The 20,027-nt window shown below is 62.6% G+C and carries 16 protein-coding genes; 6 read left to right on the plus strand and 10 right to left on the minus strand.

Going from position 1 to position 20,027, the window contains the following annotated elements:
• Positions 1-8 precede the first annotated feature (8 nt).
• From QTI04_RS31690 to QTI04_RS31705, 4 genes are all read left to right on the plus strand, one after another.
• The gene (locus tag QTI04_RS31690; protein WP_286619180.1) at positions 9-1,010 is read left to right on the plus strand and encodes a D-2-hydroxyacid dehydrogenase; all 1,002 of its coding nucleotides are present in this window, start codon (positions 9-11) and stop codon (positions 1,008-1,010) included.
• A gap of 162 nt (positions 1,011-1,172) precedes the next feature.
• Complete coding sequence (locus QTI04_RS31695) at positions 1,173-2,639, plus strand: NAD-dependent succinate-semialdehyde dehydrogenase (protein ID WP_286619182.1); 1,467 nt, start codon at positions 1,173-1,175, stop codon at positions 2,637-2,639.
• An 87-nt stretch (positions 2,640-2,726) separates the two neighbouring features.
• Entirely contained in the window at positions 2,727-3,476 is a 750-nt protein-coding gene (locus QTI04_RS31700) for an electron transfer flavoprotein subunit beta/FixA family protein (RefSeq protein WP_286619184.1), read from the plus strand.
• A gap of 23 nt (positions 3,477-3,499) precedes the next feature.
• Positions 3,500-4,435 carry an electron transfer flavoprotein subunit alpha/FixB family protein gene (locus tag QTI04_RS31705; protein ID WP_286619185.1) on the plus strand — a complete coding sequence of 312 codons (936 nt, stop codon included), beginning with the start codon at positions 3,500-3,502 and terminating at the stop codon, positions 4,433-4,435.
• A 121-nt stretch (positions 4,436-4,556) separates the two neighbouring features.
• Here the strand turns inward: QTI04_RS31705 and QTI04_RS31710 are convergent, their stop codons facing one another.
• The 6 genes from QTI04_RS31710 to QTI04_RS31735 form a co-directional block, all read right to left on the minus strand.
• Positions 4,557-5,351, minus strand: coding sequence for a hypothetical protein (locus QTI04_RS31710; RefSeq protein WP_286619187.1), 795 nt, complete (start codon positions 5,349-5,351; stop codon positions 4,557-4,559).
• Positions 5,352-5,899: 548 nt separating this feature from the next.
• A complete protein-coding gene (locus QTI04_RS31715; RefSeq protein WP_286619188.1) occupies positions 5,900-6,418 on the minus strand; it encodes a carboxymuconolactone decarboxylase family protein in 519 nt (172 codons plus the stop codon).
• Positions 6,419-6,505: 87 nt separating this feature from the next.
• Positions 6,506-8,182 (minus strand): thiamine pyrophosphate-binding protein, encoded by a 1,677-nt coding sequence (locus QTI04_RS31720; protein ID WP_286619189.1) that lies wholly within the window; start codon positions 8,180-8,182, stop codon positions 6,506-6,508.
• A gap of 24 nt (positions 8,183-8,206) precedes the next feature.
• Entirely contained in the window at positions 8,207-9,163 is a 957-nt protein-coding gene (locus QTI04_RS31725; protein ID WP_286619191.1) for a tripartite tricarboxylate transporter substrate binding protein, read from the minus strand.
• A gap of 40 nt (positions 9,164-9,203) precedes the next feature.
• Entirely contained in the window at positions 9,204-9,800 is a 597-nt protein-coding gene (locus QTI04_RS31730) for a cupin domain-containing protein (RefSeq protein WP_286619192.1), read from the minus strand.
• A 61-nt stretch (positions 9,801-9,861) separates the two neighbouring features.
• The gene (locus QTI04_RS31735; RefSeq protein WP_286619194.1) at positions 9,862-10,761 is read right to left on the minus strand and encodes an alpha/beta hydrolase; all 900 of its coding nucleotides are present in this window, start codon (positions 10,759-10,761) and stop codon (positions 9,862-9,864) included.
• 86 nt (positions 10,762-10,847) lie between these two features.
• Here QTI04_RS31735 and QTI04_RS31740 point away from each other — a divergent pair, with 86 nt between their 5' ends.
• A complete protein-coding gene (locus QTI04_RS31740) occupies positions 10,848-11,786 on the plus strand; it encodes a LysR family transcriptional regulator (protein ID WP_286619196.1) in 939 nt (312 codons plus the stop codon).
• A gap of 331 nt (positions 11,787-12,117) precedes the next feature.
• Here QTI04_RS31740 and QTI04_RS31745 read toward each other — a convergent pair whose 3' ends face one another.
• The 4 genes from QTI04_RS31745 to QTI04_RS31760 all read right to left on the minus strand — a co-directional run bounded on the left by QTI04_RS31745 (position 12,118) and on the right by QTI04_RS31760 (position 16,741).
• Complete coding sequence (locus QTI04_RS31745) at positions 12,118-12,570, minus strand: hypothetical protein (RefSeq protein ID WP_286619197.1); 453 nt, start codon at positions 12,568-12,570, stop codon at positions 12,118-12,120.
• A gap of 564 nt (positions 12,571-13,134) precedes the next feature.
• Entirely contained in the window at positions 13,135-14,436 is a 1,302-nt protein-coding gene (locus tag QTI04_RS31750; protein ID WP_286619199.1) for a hypothetical protein, read from the minus strand.
• A gap of 656 nt (positions 14,437-15,092) precedes the next feature.
• Positions 15,093-15,869 carry a PIN domain-containing protein gene (locus tag QTI04_RS31755; RefSeq protein WP_286619200.1) on the minus strand — a complete coding sequence of 259 codons (777 nt, stop codon included), beginning with the start codon at positions 15,867-15,869 and terminating at the stop codon, positions 15,093-15,095.
• Positions 15,866-16,741 (minus strand): restriction endonuclease, encoded by an 876-nt coding sequence (locus QTI04_RS31760; RefSeq protein ID WP_286619202.1) that lies wholly within the window; start codon positions 16,739-16,741, stop codon positions 15,866-15,868. The genes QTI04_RS31755 and QTI04_RS31760 overlap by 4 nt, the downstream gene beginning before the upstream one ends.
• Positions 16,742-17,133: 392 nt before the next feature.
• Here QTI04_RS31760 and QTI04_RS31765 point away from each other — a divergent pair, with 392 nt between their 5' ends.
• Complete coding sequence (locus QTI04_RS31765) at positions 17,134-19,821, plus strand: UvrD-helicase domain-containing protein (RefSeq protein WP_286619204.1); 2,688 nt, start codon at positions 17,134-17,136, stop codon at positions 19,819-19,821.
• Positions 19,822-20,027: the final 206 nt, after the last annotated feature.

A 20,027-nucleotide genomic window follows, 5' to 3' on the forward strand; every position in this document is an offset into this window, starting at 1 on the left:
GAGTTGTTGTGCAGCCTCTCTCTTTGATGTTGCCGGCCGACTTGGCGAGAGAGTTCAGGGCCGAGTTGGACGGCTTGATCGGGCGGCCGTGGCGCGTCGTCGACCCAAAAGACGAGGACGCTGACCTGCTCTCTGCAGAGATTGGTCTCTTCAGCAGATCGACGTACGCGAACTCCAACCGAGCTGAACTGGCGCCTGCCGCGCAACGAGTGGTGGAGGCGGTAAAGCGCTCGCGCAACCTTGCGTGGCTCCACGTCTTCTCTTCTGGAATCGACAACCCGATCTACCACGACGCTATCAAGCGAGGCCTGCGAGTATCCACTTCGACTGGCGGATCAGGAGCCACAGTTGCGCTCACCGGCTTCACCGGCCTTCTGGCCCTGGCGCGGGGCATGCCGCGTTGGATTGCGGCGAAGCAGGACAGGGCGTGGTCTCCGGTTCACGGGGAGGCTGCGCCCCCGAGCTTGGAGAAGCAAACGGCAGTGGTGGTGGGTACAGGCGCGATTGGCGTCGAGTTCGCGCGCCTTTGCCAAGCCGTAGGCCTCCAGTGCATTGGCGTGCGGCGCGGAAGCGAACCTGTAGCACCATTCAAGAAATGTGTTCCGATCGAACAACTTTGGAATGTCCTTGAGTTGGCCGATTGGCTTGTTCTGGCGTGTCCTCTCACTTCGGCCACCCGGCGGCTAATCGACGCCCGAATGTTGGCGCGCCTGCCTCGAAGCGCCCAACTCGTCAACGTCGCCCGCGGTGGAGTAGTGGTCGAGAAAGACCTCGTTGAGGCACTGCGGGAACAAACCATCGCTGGCGCCTACCTCGATGTCTTCGAGGTCGAACCTTTGCCTGCGGACTCGCCACTTTGGGACATGCCGCAAGTGATCTTGTCCCCGCACAATGCCGCGGCAAGTCGCGACTATGACCAGAAAGTGATGCAGGTCTTCCTGAAGAATCTTGAGCTCTATCTTGCTGGGAAGCAGTTGCTCAATGAGGTTGCGCTAGAGAGGATCTTCTAGAGGACCTGGACACGCCGTCCTTTGCTGCGACGTGCAGACTGAATGCGCAGTGACCGGCGAGTCTGCCGCCAAGACGCCGCGCCTCCCTCAATCAATGCTCCTCGTAGGGGAGTACCCCACCGATAACCAGTTGAAGCGCGTCAAGCGCTGGTAGCAACATTCATGTCCGAAGCAATTTCATCGAGCCTCAAACGGCCCAATCTGCTGCAGCAAGCCTGCCTCATCGACGGTGCATGGGTTCGCGCCGACGAGGGCGAGACCCTGGACGTTGTCGATCCGGCGACTGCTGGTCTGCTTGCACGGGTTCCGCGAATGGGGCGCGTGGAAACGGAGCGGGCGATTGCAGGGGCAGCGGAGGCGATGCAGGCATGGAGCGGCCGTACGGCTCGTGAACGTGCCCAAGTGCTGCGCCGGTGGTCAGATCTCATGCTCGCAAACCAAGAGGACCTAGCCAAGCTCATGACACTGGAGCAGGGCAAGCCTCTGGCTGAGTCACGCAGTGAGATTGCGTATGCGGCGTCCTTTCTTGAGTGGTTCGGCGAGGAGGCCAAGCGCGCGGACGGCGAGGTTCTTCAACCGCAGCGCTCTGGCCAGCGCATTGCGGTGATCAAGCAGCCCGTTGGGGTTTGCGCTGCCATTACGCCATGGAATTTTCCTGCGGCCATGATCACCCGCAAGGTGGGGCCGGCCCTTGCAGCTGGTTGCACCATTGTGGTCAAGCCGGCAGAACTCACGCCGCTGAGTGCATTTGCGCTCGGAGTTCTCGCCCTCGAAGCCGGCGTTCCGCCTGGAGTTCTGCAGATTCTCACGGGTGATGCGGCAGCTATTGGTCGTGCGCTTTGCAGAAGTGAAACCGTTCGAAAGCTCAGCTTTACGGGTTCGACCGGTGTGGGGCAGCTACTCATGCAGCAGTGCGCCCCCACGGTGAAGAAGCTCTCGCTCGAGCTCGGCGGCAACGCACCACTGCTCGTTTTCGATGACGCAGACTTGGAGACTGCGGTGGAAGGCATCCTCGCATCCAAGTTCCGAAACACCGGTCAGACCTGCGTGTGCGCGAATCGGATCTATGTGCAGGATGGTATTCACGATGCTCTGGTTGAGCGTTTGACTGAACGTGTGCGTGCGCTAGCCGTTGGTCCCGGATTGGAAGCTGGCGTGGCACAGGGGCCACTGATCGACGAGAGAGCGGTAGCGAAGGTCCAAGCGCACGTTGACGATGCACTCGCGGGCGGCGCGAAACTGCGCACCGGTGGCGGCCCTCATCCCGCGGGTGGGAACTTCTACTTGCCAACCGTCCTGAGCGGCGTAACCCATGACATGCGCGTCGCGCGTGAGGAAACGTTTGGTCCGCTTGCCCCGGTCTTCAGCTTCGAAACCGAGGAGCAAGCGATTGCCATGGCCAACTCGACTGAGTTCGGCCTGGCGGCGTACCTTTTCACTGAAGATCGTCGCCGCATCTGGCGCGTCAGTGAGCAGCTGGAGTGCGGCATGGTGGGGGTGAATACGGGTCTCATTTCCAATGAGGTAGCCCCCTTTGGAGGCGTCAAGCATTCGGGGCTTGGACGCGAAGGCTCGCGCCATGGTCTGGATGAGTATCTGGAGTTGAAGTACCTGTGCATGCAAGACTGAAGCAGGCAGAGGTCGGAGTGAGGCAGCTGCGAGGATTGATGTTCCGCGACCTCAAAGAGTTCCGTTCTTGAATTCAGGAGTCAACCTATGAAGGTATTGGTGGCAGTCAAGCGCGTGATCGACGCGAACGTGAAGGTTCAAGTGAAGGGCGATGGCTCCGGCGTGGACATCGCCAACGTCAAGATGAGCATGAACCCCTTCGACGAGATCGCGGTCGAAGAGGCGGTGCGCCTGAAGGAAAAGGGCGTGGTCACCGAGATCGTCGCGGTCTCCTGCGGCGAGGCCAAGTGCCAGGAGACGCTGCGCACGGCCATGGCCATCGGCGCCGACCGAGCCATCCTGGTGGAAACCACCGAGGAGCTGCAGCCCCTGGCGGTGGCCAAACTTCTGAAGGCCCTGGTCGAGAAGGAACAGCCGTCGCTGGTCATCCTGGGCAAGCAGGCCATCGATGACGACGCCAACCAGACCGGCCAGATGCTTGCGGCACTGGCGGATCTGCCGCAAGCGACGTTTGCCAGCAAGGTCGAAGTGGCCGGCGACAAGGTCAACGTGACCCGTGAAGTCGACGGCGGCCTGGAAACCATCTCCCTGGGCCTGCCCGCAGTCATCACCACCGACCTGCGCCTGAACGAGCCGCGCTACGTGACTTTGCCCAACATCATGAAGGCCAAGAAGAAGCAGCTCGACACCGTGAAGCCCGAGGACCTGGGCGTGGACGTCAAGTCGCGCCTGAAGACCCTGAAGGTCTCCGAGCCCCCGAAGCGCGGCGCCGGCATCAAGGTGCCCGACGTCGCCACCCTCGTGGACAAGCTGAAGAACGAAGCCAAGGTGATCTGAGGCCAAAAGAAGGAAGACACGACATGACCGTACTTGTTATTGCCGAACACGACCACGCCACGCTCAAGCCGGCGACCCTGAACACCGTGACCGCAGGCATCGCTTGCGCGAGCGGCGATGTCCACGTGCTGGTGGCCGGCGCCAACGCCGCCGAAGCCGGCAAGGCCGCTGCGCAGGTGGCAGGTGTTGCCAAGGTGATCGTGGCCGACAGCCCATCTCTCGCTGAGAACCTCGCCGAGAACGTCGCCGCCCAAGTCCTGGCGATCGCCAAGAACTACAGCCACATCCTGTTCCCGGCCACGGCCAACGGCAAGAACGTCGCCCCGCGCGTGGCCGCCAAGCTGGATGTCGCGCAGATCAGCGACATCACCAAGGTCGTCTCCGTCGACACCTTCGAGCGGCCCATCTACGCGGGCAACGCCATCGCCACGGTGCAAAGCGCCGACAAGGTGAAGGTGATCACCGTGCGTACCACCGGCTTCGGCGCTGCGGCCAAGGAAGGCGGCAGCGCCTCGGTGGAAAACGCCGCTGGCGTGGCCGACTCGGGCAAGAGCGCCTTCGTGGGCCGTGAAGTGACCAAGAGCGAACGCCCTGAGCTGACGGCCGCAAAGATAATCGTCTCCGGTGGCCGGGCGCTGGGCAGCGCCGAGAAGTTCCAGGAAGTGATGGCGCCGCTGGCCGACAAGCTGGGTGCCGGCCTGGGTGCCAGCCGCGCCGCGGTGGACGCGGGCTACGCCCCCAACGACTGGCAAGTGGGCCAGACGGGCAAGATCGTGGCCCCGCACCTGTACATCGCTGCGGGCATCTCGGGTGCCATCCAGCATCTGGCCGGCATGAAGGATTCGAAGGTGATCGTGGCGATCGACAAGGATCCGGAAGCGCCGATCTTCTCGGTGGCCGACTACGGCCTGGAAGCCGACCTGTTCACGGCCGTTCCGGAACTGGCTCGCGCGATCTAGGGTATGGGTGCGTCGGCAGTCCTGGTACTGCCGATGCATTCGTTCGGTCCTGCGGTCTTTCCAGGTCATTCAGTCTGCAGTCGCGACATCAGGTGAGAGCGTAGGTGCTGCGCAACAAGGGCTACGGCCTGTCGGTTGGTACGTTGGTACCGCGATTGCGCCAAGCCAACCAAATCTGCGCGCTGGGTAGTTGCCACTCCGGTAGTAGCCGTTGTAATCGACCGGTGGCGGCGTAGATCCCAAGCTCAAGCTCGCCCAGCTTGCGTACGACCAGATCTTCTGGCTGATCGTGTCGCTGCAACGCTGATGTCACAAGGACGTGCATCGTTGACGGCAGCTTCGGCTCCGGCATCAGGATGATTTCAGCCATCGGCGCGAAGTCCGAGCGCCGCGCCCGGTCGTCGGGAACCTGCATGTACTCAAAGAAGCCGCTCGGAGCGTCATTCCGCATTCGACCCCCGACAAAGATTGTCGAGCGATGCTTGGATACGTCGTGAAGGTCCATGATCTGAGCGATCAGTTCCCTGCTGTCCTTCCAGTGGCGCTGAAGCTCTGGAAAAAAAAGCTCATACCCCTTCACTGGCGCCCTCGAATCGCTCCCAATGATGTTCGTGGGCGCGATGGCACGCAGGGCTTTTTCACTGGTGATGTCAACAAACTGGTCTGGCGCAAAGCCGTAGCCCAGTGCGTTCAACGCATAGGTGAAGCACTCCAATGCGGAGTCCATGTGAAAGAAGATGGTGGCAAGGTGATATTCCGGCTCTTCAGGGTGGCGAAGGCGCGGCTGCCATTCGTGCACCTGCCTGTAGTGAGTTTCGACCCCGAGCAGCCGGGAGCCGAAGCCATTGAGGCCCTTCCGAAAATTGGAGAACCATTTTCCGGGGTTTCCAAGGTTGTACTCCTGCCTTGCCAGCAAGGCGTACTGATCCAGTTCCCCGCAGGGTCGGAGGCAAAAGTCCAAGTCGTAGTGATCGGATCCAGACAATGACATCTCCTAGCCTTCGTTGATGCAGTTCGCCTCTCGCGGATGCGGCGCTGGTTCGGGATCCTAGTTCATCGATCTGCTGACTTGATCTTCAGTAGGTCCACAATCGCGCACCCACGTGCCTGTTAGCGCTTGGGCGACTTGCTGCAATGCCTGCGCTTGGATCTGCGGTACGCGCTCCCGCGTGCAGTGCAGTTGCATGGCGTACTCCTCCAAGCTCGTTGGCTCGCACGCATACATACGCAGCAGCGGATGCGCCGCGGGGCGGGCCACCGTCTTGCTGATCATGATCAGCCGGCCTCAGCGCCAGATCGACTGGCTGCAAACCGTGTGGGGCGGACCTAGCGGTGTTTGGTCGGCAACCTGGAGTGGAGCAGTCGTAATTCTTGGATCGGTCGAAAGACCGCAACCAGTTGCGGATTCAACCGGTAGTAGCCTCTACCCAGACGACAAGCACGACCTGTCGGCTGGGTCCAATCTCAGCGCCCTGCCGAAGCCATCAGCCTCGGCAATTCCGTTCCACCCTCCGGCACCGGATGCCGCGTGGCATTCAATATCAGCGACACAAACCCAAAATATCCCATCGTCGCCAACAGGTCCAGCACGCTGACTTCGCCGAACCTGACGACGGCCTCATCGTAGGTCGCATCACCGACGTCCTTGTCATGGAGAAGCTCGGTGCAGAAGCGATACACCAGCGTCTCGTCCGCTGACAGGCCCTGAGGATCTCGCCCTTCGCCGATGGCATCGACAGTCGACTGAGCCACCCCTAGTTCGACCGCCAGCTTTCCGTGCGCGTGCCACTCGTAGCGCGCCGCCCAGAAGCGCGCGACGATCAGGATCGCGAACTCGCGCAGCATTGGCGGCAGCGAGTTCTCGAAGCGGATGCTGTCGCCCAGTTGACGCACCCGGTCCGCCAGGCGTGGGTTGCGCAGCAGCGCCGCGAACGGGCCGCGGATGCCGCGGCGCGGCCCCTGCAGCAACTCCTGGGCGACCACATTCTGTTCTGGCGTCAGGCCATCGAGGGGAATTGGCGAAAATCGGGAAGCTGACATGAGCTCTTTCCTTGTTGGCGCGTCGGTATTTCAGGCTGGTACCCAGGGCAAGGTCGCCTGGTAGGCGAACTCGGTCTTGACGTCGATGACGACCGGCAGTTCGGAAGCCATGGCCCGGTCGAATGCGGCGCTGAAATCCTCCGGCCGCTCGACCGTGATTCCGAGGCAGTCGAAGGACTCGGCGATCCGCGCGAAGTCGGTCTCACGGTAGACGTAGCAGTCGGACTTGCGACCCTCGGGGCGTCCCTGATAGGCAATGTCTAGGTTGCGCACGCCCTGCGACAAGCAGTGGTTGTTGTTCACCACCGTGATGGTCTTGAGGCCGCAGCGACGCGCGGTCTCCAACTCCGGCAAGTGGTAGGAGAAGCCACCGTCGCCGGTGAAGCAAACCACCGGGCGGTCGGGCGCGGCCGCCTTCGCGCCGATGGACGCCGGAAACGACCACCCCAACGAGCCGGCCGCGCGCAGGTAGGTTTGCGCCGGGTGGCGCAGAAAGACGTAGTTGCCTGTCCAGAGCGCTGCATAGCCGGTGTCGGCGACCAGGATCGCGTTCGCGGGCAGCACCCGCGTCAGTTCCCGACACAAACGCTGCGGCCTCATCGGGAAGGCGTCGCTCTCCAGCTCAGCCTGGGCGGCGGCCCGCCAGTCATCGACGAAACGCTGGGTGTGCGCCAGCCAGTCGTCGTGCCGCGCCGGCGAGGCGGCGACCGCCAGGGCCTCCAGCCCGGCGCGGACATCGCATTGCAGCCCAATGCAATCGGGATAGTTGCGACCGATCTCGACCGGATCGAGGTCGATTTGTATTACCGCCTTGTCAGGCCGTGGCAGCTTCCAATTGCCTGTGGTGTGGTCGTTGGTGTTGCTGCCGGCGAAGATCACGAGGTCGGCTTCGTCGACGGTATGGTTGGCGCAACTGCGGCCATAGAGCCCGACCATGCCGCGCGACAACGGGTCCTGATCGACCACCATTGTCTTGGCGTCGAGTGTGGTGACGATCGGCGCTTGGATGCGTTCGGCCAGCGCGCGAAGGGCACCCCCAGCACCCGAGATCACGACTCCGCGGTCGGCCACGATCACCGGTCTTTGCGATCGTGCGATCGCTGTTGCAGCCCGAGCGACCGCCGCGCCATCGGCGCCCGGCCGGAAGGCCGGTACCGCCGCATGCGCGGCGTCGGCACGCAGGTCGAACTCGGCCTCGAAAGGCGTCAGGGCGTCGCCTGTCAGGCCGGCGACGTCGACATGCACCGGCCGCGGCGTCGCGGTCGTCGTTTCGCGGAAAGCCTGGCGAATGAGGTGCGGCATCTGCTCGATCACCTCCATCTGCGCATGGAACTTGGTGACAGGCGCGTACAGGCCGCCGTGCACCACCTCCTGGTAGGCATTGCGATACTGCATTGCAGCGACGTGGCGGCCGCTGAATGCGATGACTGACGAATGCCCGAGGTACGGGTCCTGCAGCGACGCCGCCAGATTGGCCGCGCCCACCGATTGCGCCATGCAGATGCCGGGACGCCCGGCAATCCGCGCATAACCGTCGGCCATGTAGCCGACGCCCTTCTCGGAATGGCCGAGGATGCGCGTGATGCCCACGTCCTCCATCTCGGCCAGCGCCCGCCGCAGCACTGCGTCCATGAAAAACACGTGGCTGACGCCGTAGGCTTTCAGCAAGCGCGCGAAGCAGCGCGCGCCCGTCATTTTCTCGGTCATATTCGTTTTTCGTCTAGGCCTGCTTCATTCGGCGTGGATATTGAATTTGCGCAGGATCTCGCCGTATCGCGCCACGTCGTCCTTGACCTGGGTCGAGAACTCCTGCGGCGAGCTGCCGTCCGGGATGTAGCCGGCTGCGACGTTGACCAGAGTCTGGCTCAAGGCCGGCTGCTGCAACGCCTTCTTCACTTCCGCGTGCAAGCGCTCGGTGACTTCGGGCGGCGTGCCCGCCGGTGCGAACAGACCCATCCAGGTGCCCTGGAAAACGAAGTCGGGCACCCCCGCCTCCGCCATCGTCGGGACGTCCGGCAGGTCCGGCAACCGCTTCGAGCCTGTGAAAGCGAGTGCCCGCAGCTTGCCCGAACGGATAAAGGGCATGACGATGCCCGGCGGCATGATCGCCAGTTGCGCGTCGCCGGCGATCACCGCGTTCAGCGACGGTGCGCTGCCCTTGTAGGGCACGTGCAGGAAGTGCGTGCCGGCGCGCTGATTGAAGAGCTCGGATGCGATGTGGATCGTGTTTCCGACACCCGGCGAGCTGTAGGCGAGCTTCTGGGTCTTGTCGAGTGCGATCAGCTCCTTGAGCGTCTTGGCCGGAACGTCGGCGTTGACGATGACCACGAATCCCGCACCCTGCATCAGCCCGGAGATCGGCGCGAAGTCCTTGATCACGTCGTAGCGCAGGTTTCTGTACATGCCGGCATTGAGTGCGAACGACGCGGTGACCGCGAGCAAGGTATAGCCGCCCGGCGCCGACCTTGCGACATACTCGGTGCCGATGATGCCGTTGGCGCCGCCCCGGTTCTCGACGATCACGTTCTGGCCCAACTGCGCGCCGAGCACGGCGGCCAGTGGCCGCACCGCGACATCCAAGGTGCCTCCGGGCTCGAAGGGCACGACGATCTTGATCTGCTGCTTCGGATAGCCTTGCTGCGCGGCTGCCGGCATCACCGTCACGAACGCCGTCCACACGAGCGCCATAGCCAACCCGGCCGTGCGCTTCAGCCGTGAAAGAACTCGCTCAGGCGGGCACATTCTCGACCCCGATCGTGAACTTCCAGCCCAGGCTCTCGAGCTTGTCGACCATGCCCTGGCCGTAGCGTTCGGCGATGGCAGCCGCCGTCGACGGCACGCGATCGACATCGTCGAATTCTTCGCGCTGGCCCTGGATGATGACCATCAGGTGTGCATCCTCCGTTGAACGGTTGATGAAGCGTCGCGTGACTCTGGGCGGCATCGCGATCAGATCGAAGGTGTCGAGCACAGTCGATTCCTCCCCAGCGTCGCCCCACTGGATCTCCCAGCGGCCGGTCAGCGGCATGAAGGTCTCGTGGGTGCGATAGTGCACGTGCAGACCGGGGCCCTGGTCCGGCGGACAGGTCGCGATGCCGAGCCGGAAGACGCCAGCATCGCCGCCCTCGACCGCGGGCTTCGGCGACAGCTGCCCAGGCAGCGGACCGGGCGACATCACATTGCGAGTCGTCTTCGCCATGATCATCTCGAGCACATCGGGCGGGATGCCCTTCTCCTCCAGGTGCAGCTTCTTGACAGGGACAACGTCCTTGAAACGTGCGATGTTTTTCTTCATTTCTTCCTGCGTCGGGGTCCAGCGTTCCATGGCGATCGTCTCCTTCGGTGAATGGGATGAGAAAGGGCAAATCAACGGCGCTGCACGGCACTCATGCCCTCAGAAAGCCCGCGGCGGCCTGCGACGCCGTTTGCAACGCGTCGAGCGCCGGGGCCAGCGAACCGCTCCACATGACGAAGCCATGCGGAAGACCGGGATAGCGGACCAACTCGTGCGGAACGCCTGCCGCGCTCAGTCTCGCTTCCAACTCGAGCGTGTCGGTGATCAGCGGATCGTCCTCGCCCGCCCCGAGCCAGACAGGCGGCAGGCCGTGCATCTCACCTAGGAGCGGCACCGCGCTCGCATCGTCGGACGTTCCTTCGTGGCCGAGATACTGCTGCCAGACCCACTGCGAATAGGCACGAGCGGTCGGCTTCGGTCCGCCGGCGTTGGTGTAGAAGAGCACGAGACCGGCCGGCGCGGGCTCGTCCCGGTCGCGCAGCGCCATCGCCGCAGACAGGCACAGCGTAGCGCCCGCTGACTCGCCGAAGATTACCGGCGAGCCGGGATCCCGCAATTCGTGCTCGGCGCCCTGCTCGCGCAGCCATCGCAAGGTCGTGAGCAGTTCGTCGCGCTGGATTGGAAAGCGATGCTCGGGCGTGCGCCGATAGTCCACGCCCAGGACCGCGCAGCCGCTGAAGATCGCTAACTGGATCATCGTGCGGGCGTGCGAATCGAGCGATCCCGCCCACCAGCCTGCACCCCGTACGAAGACGATCACCGGCAGCGAAGTTCCGGCCGTCGGCCGGTACAGACGCAGACCAATGTCGCCGACCGGCCCCGGAATGCGCAGATCGAGTGCCTGCGCGATTGGCGGCAGATCGAGGTTGAAATGGGCGAAATAGGCATCCTGCAGGGCGCGCGCCTGCGGCATTGCAAGTGTCAGCGGGTCAGCCGCCTTCACGCCGGCATCGGCCATGGCGCGAGCCGATTCGAAATAGGTCTGAAACATGTGTCTCCGTGGAATTCTTGACCCCAGTTTAGGCAGAGGCGCGCATATGCGCCATAAAGTGCGGTGCATGCTGATAATGCAAGATCATGGATAACATCGATCTGAAACTGCTGCGTGCGTTCGTCGTCTTCATGACCGAGAAGAGCGTTTCACGCGCAGCCGAGCGGCTGGGCGTCAGTCAGCCCGCCGCAAGTCATTCGCTGGCGCGGCTGCGGGAATTGTTCGGCGATCCACTCCTGCTACGCTCGCGCGGCGTCATGGTGCCGACCGAGCGCGCGATCAGCCTCGAGGTCGCCGTACGACGAATGCTCGGCGACTACGATGAAATGCTCTCGGACCGGCGAACCTTCGACCCGGCGCAGTCTCGTCGCACCTTCATCATGAGCGCGCCCGAATACGCCGAGCACCTGCTGATGCCTGGTATTGCAAAGCGGCTTCGGCACGACGCCCCCGGCGTTCGGATCGAGATCCGGGCCCCTGACCGCGACCGCGGCTACGAATTGCTCGAAAGCGGACAGCTCGACCTTCGTATCGCTTGGCTGCCTCAGCCGCCGGTGTCGTTGCGCTCCATGCAGTTGTTTCAGGACCGCATCGTCTGCATCGCTCATCGCGACCATCCGACGATCCAGGGCAGCCTGACCCTGCCGCAATACCTCACGGCGGCGCATGTGCGTCCGCTCGGCAGCGGCCGCACGACAACCGGTCGAGTCATCGACGCTGCGGTGGAGCGCCAGGGCAAAGGGCGCAAGCTCGATCTGGCCTTGCTGGTCCAGAGCTTCCTGACGATTCCCTTTCTCATGGACGGCGCCGACCTCATCGCCACGCTGCCGCTCAAGCTGGCGCAGCAGTTCCAGCAGCAGCACCCCTTGCAGATCCTCGAGACACCGCTGCGTTTGCCGCGGGTCCGATATGCGGCCTATTGGCACGAGCGTTGCCAGAAGGATCCGGCGCACCGCTGGCTGCGCGGCATCATCGCGGACACTGCGGCCGCCGTCGCCGTTGAGCCGACGTCCGCCGCAGCGTAGCCGAGAGTGGGTCGATCGACGACAGCCGGACCCAATCTCAGATCGTCCTGCCAGAAGCGGCTTGAGCAAGCCCGCAGGAGCTACCAAAGAGGTCGTCCTCGAAGCGGGCACCGATCTCTGCTGAGTGCGAAGTCACGAACGCTCCGCGAAGTGACTGCAGGATCCACTATCGTTCGCCATGGTTGCCGGTCCCCTGTCCGCTCTTCGCGGCGACAAGTCGCTCCGGGTTCACGCAAGCCCGTCGGCTTGGCATGTGGGGTCGGCTTCGCAGCGATAGCGGGCGTACAGCCTTTCGATGCTGAACTTCCATTTGCCACCGCAGTCCGGCCGGTCAGGCGATCGGAGAGGTTTCTTCCAACGTGGTGACGCCGCTCTCGTAGATAGATGCGCACCTACGACACAGAACCGCCAGATACTCAAAGTTCTCCACTCGAGTTCTATCGGGCTCGAACGTCAGTTCGCACTGGGAATAGGTTGTATGAAAGGCGGCCATATCAACAGGACCATTGCAGCGCGCACAACGCTCGATCGGACCAATAGTCGGAGGTATGGCTGGCACAGGAACACGCTCAGCTGACATCAGTGCCGCCAAGCCGTTCCGGCGGCAGCGCCACGAGCAGAACACACCAATTCCCTCCGCTTCGACGATTTCTACCTCGGGAAGTCTGCCTTCTGTGTAGAAGTGCACCTTCTCCTGCGCGCGGGTGACGTCGAAGAGCAGGCGCTCGAACTGCAAATTGCAGGTCATGCAGTAGAAATCCAAGGGAGCATCATCTTCAACCATGACTCACTCCAGTGCACGTGGTCTCGAATGATGCGCTCGTCAACGACGGTCCCGCAAGAGACGCAATTCTGAGGACTCGAGCGCGCGCGCACTGGGGCAGACGGCCGGGAGCGCGACCCTTTCTCCACGCGGCGTCCTGGTCGAACTGCCCGACAGCGATCGCGTCCAATGCATGCCTCTCGCTCGTTCGTCATTCAATTCTTGGAATCACGCGCTACGTCGCTCGCGAGTCCTCCAAGGCTAAGCCCCACACGGCAACTGCGCAGCGAGAGCCGACCTTCAGCGGTGCATTTCTTGTCGACCGCTTCCTGCCGATCTGCGGCCATTCCCTGCGCCCGACTCCGTTGTCGCTGCTAGTCGTCGAGTAGGTGCCCGAAGCAGAAATCAAGGCTACAAGAGTGTCGACGAGGAAGCGTAGTTCGCCTTGGCAGTTCCTCCTGCAGCAGCAAGGAGGCGGGGGCGGAGGCGCACGCTCAGTTCCGGGAGCCGTTGGTCAGGTAATCACGGTAGCAGGCGCGGCCCTTGCCGACGCTGGAAGGAGCAGCTGCGGCACACGGCTTCGCCTCATTGCGATGAAGAAGCGTCCCGTTCAACCACTCCGTCTTCGGCTGCACGTTTCAGCGGCCCCACAAGGAAAAATAGTTCGGGCGGAAACTGGCGATTGAAGAAGTCATGGATTGACTCCCGGCTACCATCCCATTCCGGTTGGCCGTACATGGACGCTATGTCGCGATACTTCTCAGCGGCGCGCCAATTTCCAAGCTTGCCTGCAAGAGCGGCCATCTCGTTCACGACGAACTTCACGACGTCTCGATCGCGCCCGAAACCCCATTCGTAGGCCGACTGGTATCGATCGAGCGCCTCGACGTATCTGGCATTGAGCGCTAAATACCGCCCCCACAGCCACCCGAGGGTGTGGCGGGTTTGGTCCGCGATCGGCTCCCACGTCACCCGCTGCCGCTCCAGCATTTCTTCGATCGCAAGCGGATCTCGCGGTGCATCCAGCCGATAGAGTGCCTCCTTGATCTTCCAGAACGGCCTGTCCGGTCCGATGCTCAGCTTTGTGCCAGCGCACCATCCGACGGCCTTCCGAATCTCGTGAAACTGCTCGGTGACTGGCGCCTTCGACTCGTACAGGACCCGATTTAGGATGTGCGATCGATGCTCCAGTGATGTCTTCGCCAGCAGGCGGGCGACCAGAACCCATTGGCGGGTTCCAGCGTCGCGAGACATGCCAAGAGCCTCCAGGATCTCATTACAGGACTCCAGCGTCGGGACGTTGGACCCGTTCAGCCATTCGCGGAGAGTCTGCTCGCAGTTCTCTGGATCGATGTTGTGGCGTTCCGCGCGGAATTTCCAGATCAGCCGGTGGTCGTCAGCACCTCTTACGCAGAGCCCTCTGAGGAATCGCGCGAAGGGCGACTTGTCTTCTAAAAGTGACTTCAGGTCTGTCACATGGAAGATGATGTTCAACGGCTGCAGACACGCCGCAGCTGCCGCCGAAAACAGCGTTGGCCAGAGGATCTTCTCGACGACCTCCTCGCGCGTCAGCAGGGTCACGTCCGCCTTGCCGATAGTCAATGCGTAGTGCTCAAGGACGCGGCGGATTTGTGCGAACGTGAGAGATGCGTACAACTCACTGTTCGTGTGCTTGGCGAGGCGGCTCTCCAACTCCACCAAGATTTCAAGGGGGAGCGACGCGGGACGCAGCGCGGGCCTCTTCCTGTCGTCCTTTAGCGCTTTCAGGTCTGCATATAGCTTGCTATCCTCATCGGAGTTCGACGAGACCAAGCCGCTTCGAATCGCGCATTCATGGACGATCTCACCCAGAAGCGGGAACGGTGTGATGGGAAATCTTTTCTTCATGAGGCTGTTCGACAGGGCCCTCCTAAGCCCTCTCGCTACGTCGTCACTTCTGTTTCTGAGGGCGCTGGTTGTGAGCCGCTGCCCGGGCTGCACGGGCCTCAAAGCCACCCGCTGGGATTTGGCCGTTCCCCGCGCGAGCGGCGGCCCGGTAGATTCTGGCGACCGCCTCGGTCGTCATGGGAACGGGCTTGGGACCGGGGTTCGATGCGGGTGCTGCTTTCCTTCGAGACATGCTCAATCCTTTCATGAATTCGCCGCACATGCGACGGGACGGAGCGTAAGGAATCTGTGTGCCGCCGTCAGGGGGGGAGATTCGGAAAAAGGCCTGGATCGACCATTCACGGCTTGGCCGCTTATCGATCGAATGGGCTGATCCGCTCAGAAGCCAGACGGCAAGTCTCAGCCGAGCGCAGCCCTTCACGGAATACGCGGACACGCCGACTTGGAGGGCTCGACTGCTGCGGCGTTCCCTGGCGGGGGTGTCCGCTCGTGGCCGACACGAGTAGTCCAAGTCGACTTGCCCGACTGAACGCCCGTCCCTCTTCGGGCCGCCGCGGATTGGCGCCGATACGGGCGCGTTATCGCCCAACGCGCGCCCCGAGGCTCACCCGTCCATTGCATTCACACACAGAACACCCGTCGCCACCCGGCAGGTCTCAGGCTTTTGTGGGGCCGTATCCCAACTTGTTGTTGGCCAGGTGAATCACATCGCTGGTTAGCAAGCGCTCAATCATCCCTTGCACCTTGTGCGGAACCGGTGCGGGGCCGAACTTGGTTTGAATGTGATGCTTCAGCGCCGACAGGCTCTTAGGGCGATTGGCAGCGTTCAGGTCCTTCAGCAGGTCCCGATACGTCGCGATCAGCGGCTTTTCGGCGGACCTCTTTTTGACAGCCGGTGGCGGTGACGACTTGCCGTTTGCATCCACCGCGTGCTGCGCTGCCGGCTTTGCGCTACTTGCCGCCTTCTTTTTGGGAACTGCCACCGGCTTGCCCTGCTTGGTCGGTGCGGGTGTGGGAGGCTTGGAAGTCGCAGTGATTGTGGCCGCCCCACCTGTCGTCGCCTTCTTGGTCGCTGTGGCCGGCAGCGCCTTCATGCGCTGGATGGAGAACGCGAGTGTTCGTGCGTGAGCGATTGGCGGGTCGTAGCCGGTGTCCTTGGCCAGCACCACGAACCGCCCCTGGGGGTGCTTGGCGGCGAGATAGCCCAGGTAGAACACCAGGTGAAAGTCCAGAGAGTTCGAGCCCGATCGCGAAATGGGGATAAGCGTCGAGCGTGGGCTGTTGAGTTCGAAATCAGCCTTGCGCTTGAGCTGGTGCGGGCCATAGAAGACCCATGCGTGGCCTTCGCCTCCCAGCCACGCCTCCACATCGCTAGGGGCCGGCTGGACGTTTTCCAGATCCACCAGCAAGTGGACGTTGATCGACGCGGTCACGCGATTCCACGGCAGCGCGGGTAATCCGAGCAGCCCCAGAATTGCTGGCCAGCATTGGCCCCCTTCTTCGCGGTGCGCCGCACCATGGCCTGTGCACACCTGGGGCAACTTGGCGCACCTGCATTCGCCGATCCGGTGGCCGAGTCTGGGGTGCGCGCTGCACTTCGGTCGGGTTTCTGTTGTGCCGCGCTCTCGGCCGTCTTTGCCGCTTTGGCTTGCTTGAGCAGTTGGTGCAGCTTTGCCCCGTCGATCAAGCGGAGGTTGCGTCCACTGGCGAACGCCTTCGCCTCGGAGGTGAACTGGCCGCAGGTGACGACAAACCCGCCCGCGGCGCCCATGGCCGCCATCGCGCCATACAGCTCCCGCACCACGGGCACGCCGACCTTGAGGGCCCTCCATTGCTTGCACTGCACGAGGTAGCGCTCCCCGCTCTTTATAAGCACAAGATCGACACCACCGTCTGGGCCCAAGGTGTGGTTCTCCTCCACAACATAGCCCTGGAGCCGGAAACTCTCGCCCACGAGCATCTCGAACTCGCGCCAACTCATGCCATCCAGCACGCCTGGGGCTTCTGACCGCGTCACGGTATCAACCAAGGCGCTTCGTGTGCGGCGTCGCCACGCAGAGACGGCGGCGCCGGCGAGGCACAGGAGCGGCAGGATGTACTGGCCGACTGAGGCGAGCCCTCGCCCGACACCACCGACCATGGCGCCGCCGAGATCACCCGGCTTGACCGCCACCAGTGGCGCCATAGCAATGCGATGAAGCACGACGTAGGCGACAACCGCCAAGACGACGCCCACATACCAAGGGAGCAGTGCAACCAGGTCGATGACGTCTTCTGCGGGACTGGACTTCTTGCGGCGGGCCATGGCAATTCCGTTGTTTGGGGCCATTCTGCTGGGGAGCAGTTGGCGATGGCGCCCTGTTGAATGCCAGCTGGGAAATACTTCACAGTCGACTGTGGGTCGCACGCGACACAGCCGAAGGCCCGCCCTTCACCTAGCAACGCCACGACGGCATGCGGGCTCGACTGCCTAGACGTCACTGGGTCTAGCGTCAGATGCCTGCCATCTGACAGCTTCCGTTGATCGGCCGATTCGCAGCTATGTGGATCGGCGTCTACACTGAGATCGCGGCCGATCACGCTGTGTGCGGTATGAGGAAACCCTTCAGGTACGGCCCAGAGGGCCAACCGCGGCCAGCGCCACCCCCGCCCCGATGGGAGTTGATCGGACTTTCTTGGGTAAAGCGTTCACAGGTGATGACGACTACCTGGAAACCGTCCACGTTGGGCAAGTTGCTCACCCGTGCACCCGACTGGGCGCTCGAGCTGGACGGTGGGCGCGCCCATCTCGCGGTGAACGGTGAGACAACCCAAATGGACGTAGACCAGTTGGAAGGCCTGCCGATCAAGACCGGCGTATTCTGGGCCAGGCTCATCATCCGCTTGCGCGGTGGAGAGAAGCTGCAACTGGGTGGAATCTCCAACAACAACGCGAAGCAGTGTGGACAAGCAGTCGCCGCAGCCATTGCGGCGAAGCGCCAGTGCGATCAGATCGTGGATTGGGTGCACGCCACCACGCAAGCCTGCCAGCGACAGATCGCTCGCCGCGGATGGCTCGGTCGCGAGTTTGCACAGCGCAAGGAGAGTTCAAAGCCCTGGTTCCCAAATTCGATCATGGATTCCACGGCAGGCCGGCGCCACCTGGCCCGCCAGCCACCGTCTGTGCAGAACGCGGTGCAAACGTGGCAGCGCCCTTTTGAAGAATTCGTCAAAGAAACGAATGAGCGGCACGCGATCCAGGCGGCAGAGAAGGACCAAAATTTCTTTGATCAGGTGGAGAAATCGCCACTGACTGAGGAGCAGCGCAAAGCGGTGATGTGCTTCGACAATCGCGTGCTCCTGGTGGCCTCCGCCGGCTCGGGCAAGACTTCCACCATGGTCGCCAAGGCCGGCTACGCGCTTCGACACGGGTACTTTCCTCCCGAGCGCATGCTGCTTCTCGCCTTCAACACCGACGCGGCAGCCGAACTGCGCGAACGCGTCCGTGCAAGGCTGGGACCTTTGGGCCTACCTGCTGATCAAATAGTCGCGAAGACCTTTCACGCCTTCGGCCTTGATGTCATCGGCAGAGCAACTGGTAGAAAGCCCTCACTCGCACCCTGGCTGGAGAGCGGCACGGACCTGGAGACCTTGGTCGGTCTGATTGACGCCCTAAAAGACCGCGATCCCGAATTCCGAGTTCAGTGGGATCTGTACCGCATTGTGCTTTGGCAGGACCTCCCAAAGTTTGGCAAGGAAGAAGAAAACCCCAACGCTTGGAGCAGCGAGGCGCGCCGCGAAGGCTTCTGGACGCTCAATGGGGAAGTCGTCAAAAGCCAGGGCGAAGTGGTGCTCGCCAACTGGCTCTTCTACAACGGCGTTCGATACGTCTATGAGGGGGACTACGAACACGACACCGCCGATGCGAACTACCGACAGTACCGGCCGGACTTCTACTTGCCGGACGCCAAAGCCTACCTCGAGCACTGGGCCTTGGACGAAAGCGGCGAGCCCCCGAAGGCGTTCGTGGGCTACAAGGAAGGCATGACCTGGAAGCGTGCCTTGCACCAGCAGCATGGGACGATCCTGCTGGAGACCACCATGGCGCAGCTCTGGTCAGGCAACGCGTTTGCGTATCTCAGCGGTGAACTCCCCAAGCTGGGCGTCAACCTGGACCCGAGCCCCGATCGAACGGCGCCAGGCCGCCAGCCCATTGAGAATCCTCGCCTCGCGGCCACCTTTAGAACCTTCCTCACCCACGTGAAGAGCAGCCGGCTGTCGATGCAGGACTTGCGCGAACGGCTGCAGCAACGGATCGCAGGCGACTTCCAGTTCCGCCACGAAATGTTCCTGCGGCTGTTCGAGAAGATTTGGGGCGCCTGGACGGACAAGCTTCGCGAAAGCGGGTGCATCGACTTCGAAGACATGTTGAACCTGGCTACCGACTGCTTGGAATCGGGCCAGTGGGAAAGTCCCTATGAGTTGATCATGGTGGACGAATTTCAGGATGCGAGTCGCGCGCGTGCCCGAATGGCGTCTGCGCTGGTTCACGGCGAAGAGCGGTACCTCTTTGCGGTCGGGGATGACTGGCAGGGAATAAACCGCTTCGCGGGTGCGGATCTGGCAGTAATGACGGAGTTCGACGCCCTCTTTGGGGCGGGCACCACGCTCAAGCTGGAAACCACCTTTCGTTGCCCTCCTTCGCTGTGTGGCATCAGCAGCAAGTTCGTTCGCAAGAATCCCCGTCAGATTGCCAAAGAGGTGCGGTCATCCAAGACCGACATCGCGGAGCCGGTGCGGATCATCCGAGTCGATGATGAGAGACTCATCCGCGGGGCGGTTGAGCGAAGACTTCAAGAAATCTCGAAAGAATCGGCGGCGTTGAGAAGGAAGGCCAAGGTGCATCTGCTGGGTCGATACCGAAAGGACCAGCTGTACATGCCGGCCTCGTACGACCGACGGTGGGTGGAGGCTTCTTTCCTGACCGTCCATTCATCCAAGGGACTTGAGGCTGATCACGTTATCGTTCCACGGGTCACCTCGGAAACGCTCGGCTTTCCCAGCAAGGTTGCGGATGACCCAGTGCTGCAACTGGCGATGCCCTCAGGTGAGGGGTTCGAGTTCGCAGAAGAGCGCCGACTCTTCTACGTCGCGCTGACCCGGGCCCGCTCGACCGCAACGCTCATCACGGTCCGGCACATGGAGTCGACCTTCGTCACGGAATTGCTGAAGGATCACGGCCTTCGGATCTTGAATGTCGACGGTTCTGAAGACGACGCCGAACTCTGCCCGGCATGCGGCGACGGATTCCTAAGGCTCAGAAAGTCGACGTACGGGCCCTTCATGGGGTGCAGCAACTTTCCACGTTGCAGGTACACGCGTGACGCCCGCCGTCAATCCCGGTGATTCGCCGCGCAGTGCGCTCCGCAGCGTTTGCCGTCGTTCGCCATGACGAGCCTGAATGACTGCAGTCCGACGGTCTCCGACCATGCCCAAGGTCCGTGAGCGTCCGGCCGATCCACCTTGACCCGGATCAGAGCCCGTGATCGTCAAGAGGTGGTCGTGGGTCCAACGAAGGCGACGCACTCGACGAGGTTGAGAGCGGCCAGCAG

This window comes from Variovorax sp. J22R115, from assembly GCF_030317005.1.
Classification (GTDB): domain Bacteria; phylum Pseudomonadota; class Gammaproteobacteria; order Burkholderiales; family Burkholderiaceae_C; genus Variovorax.

What these genes read in the sequence shown, in the direction of transcription:
- QTI04_RS31695 (WP_286619182.1), top strand. Translation starts at nt 1,173, where the DNA reads ATGTCCGAAGCAATTTCATCGAGCCTCAAACGGCCCAATCTGCTGCAG.
- QTI04_RS31700 (WP_286619184.1), top strand. Translation starts at nt 2,727, where the DNA reads ATGAAGGTATTGGTGGCAGTCAAGCGCGTGATCGACGCGAACGTGAAG.
- QTI04_RS31705 (WP_286619185.1), top strand. Translation starts at nt 3,500, where the DNA reads ATGACCGTACTTGTTATTGCCGAACACGACCACGCCACGCTCAAGCCG.
- QTI04_RS31720 (WP_286619189.1), bottom strand. Translation starts at nt 8,182, where the DNA reads ATGACCGAGAAAATGACGGGCGCGCGCTGCTTCGCGCGCTTGCTGAAA.
- QTI04_RS31725 (WP_286619191.1), bottom strand. Translation starts at nt 9,163, where the DNA reads ATGGCGCTCGTGTGGACGGCGTTCGTGACGGTGATGCCGGCAGCCGCG.
- QTI04_RS31730 (WP_286619192.1), bottom strand. Translation starts at nt 9,800, where the DNA reads ATGGAACGCTGGACCCCGACGCAGGAAGAAATGAAGAAAAACATCGCA.
- QTI04_RS31735 (WP_286619194.1), bottom strand. Translation starts at nt 10,761, where the DNA reads ATGTTTCAGACCTATTTCGAATCGGCTCGCGCCATGGCCGATGCCGGC.
- QTI04_RS31740 (WP_286619196.1), top strand. Translation starts at nt 10,848, where the DNA reads ATGGATAACATCGATCTGAAACTGCTGCGTGCGTTCGTCGTCTTCATG.
- QTI04_RS31745 (WP_286619197.1), bottom strand. Translation starts at nt 12,570, where the DNA reads ATGGTTGAAGATGATGCTCCCTTGGATTTCTACTGCATGACCTGCAAT.
- QTI04_RS31750 (WP_286619199.1), bottom strand. Translation starts at nt 14,436, where the DNA reads ATGAAGAAAAGATTTCCCATCACACCGTTCCCGCTTCTGGGTGAGATC.
- QTI04_RS31760 (WP_286619202.1), bottom strand. Translation starts at nt 16,741, where the DNA reads ATGGCCCGCCGCAAGAAGTCCAGTCCCGCAGAAGACGTCATCGACCTG.
- QTI04_RS31765 (WP_286619204.1), top strand. Translation starts at nt 17,134, where the DNA reads ATGACGACTACCTGGAAACCGTCCACGTTGGGCAAGTTGCTCACCCGT.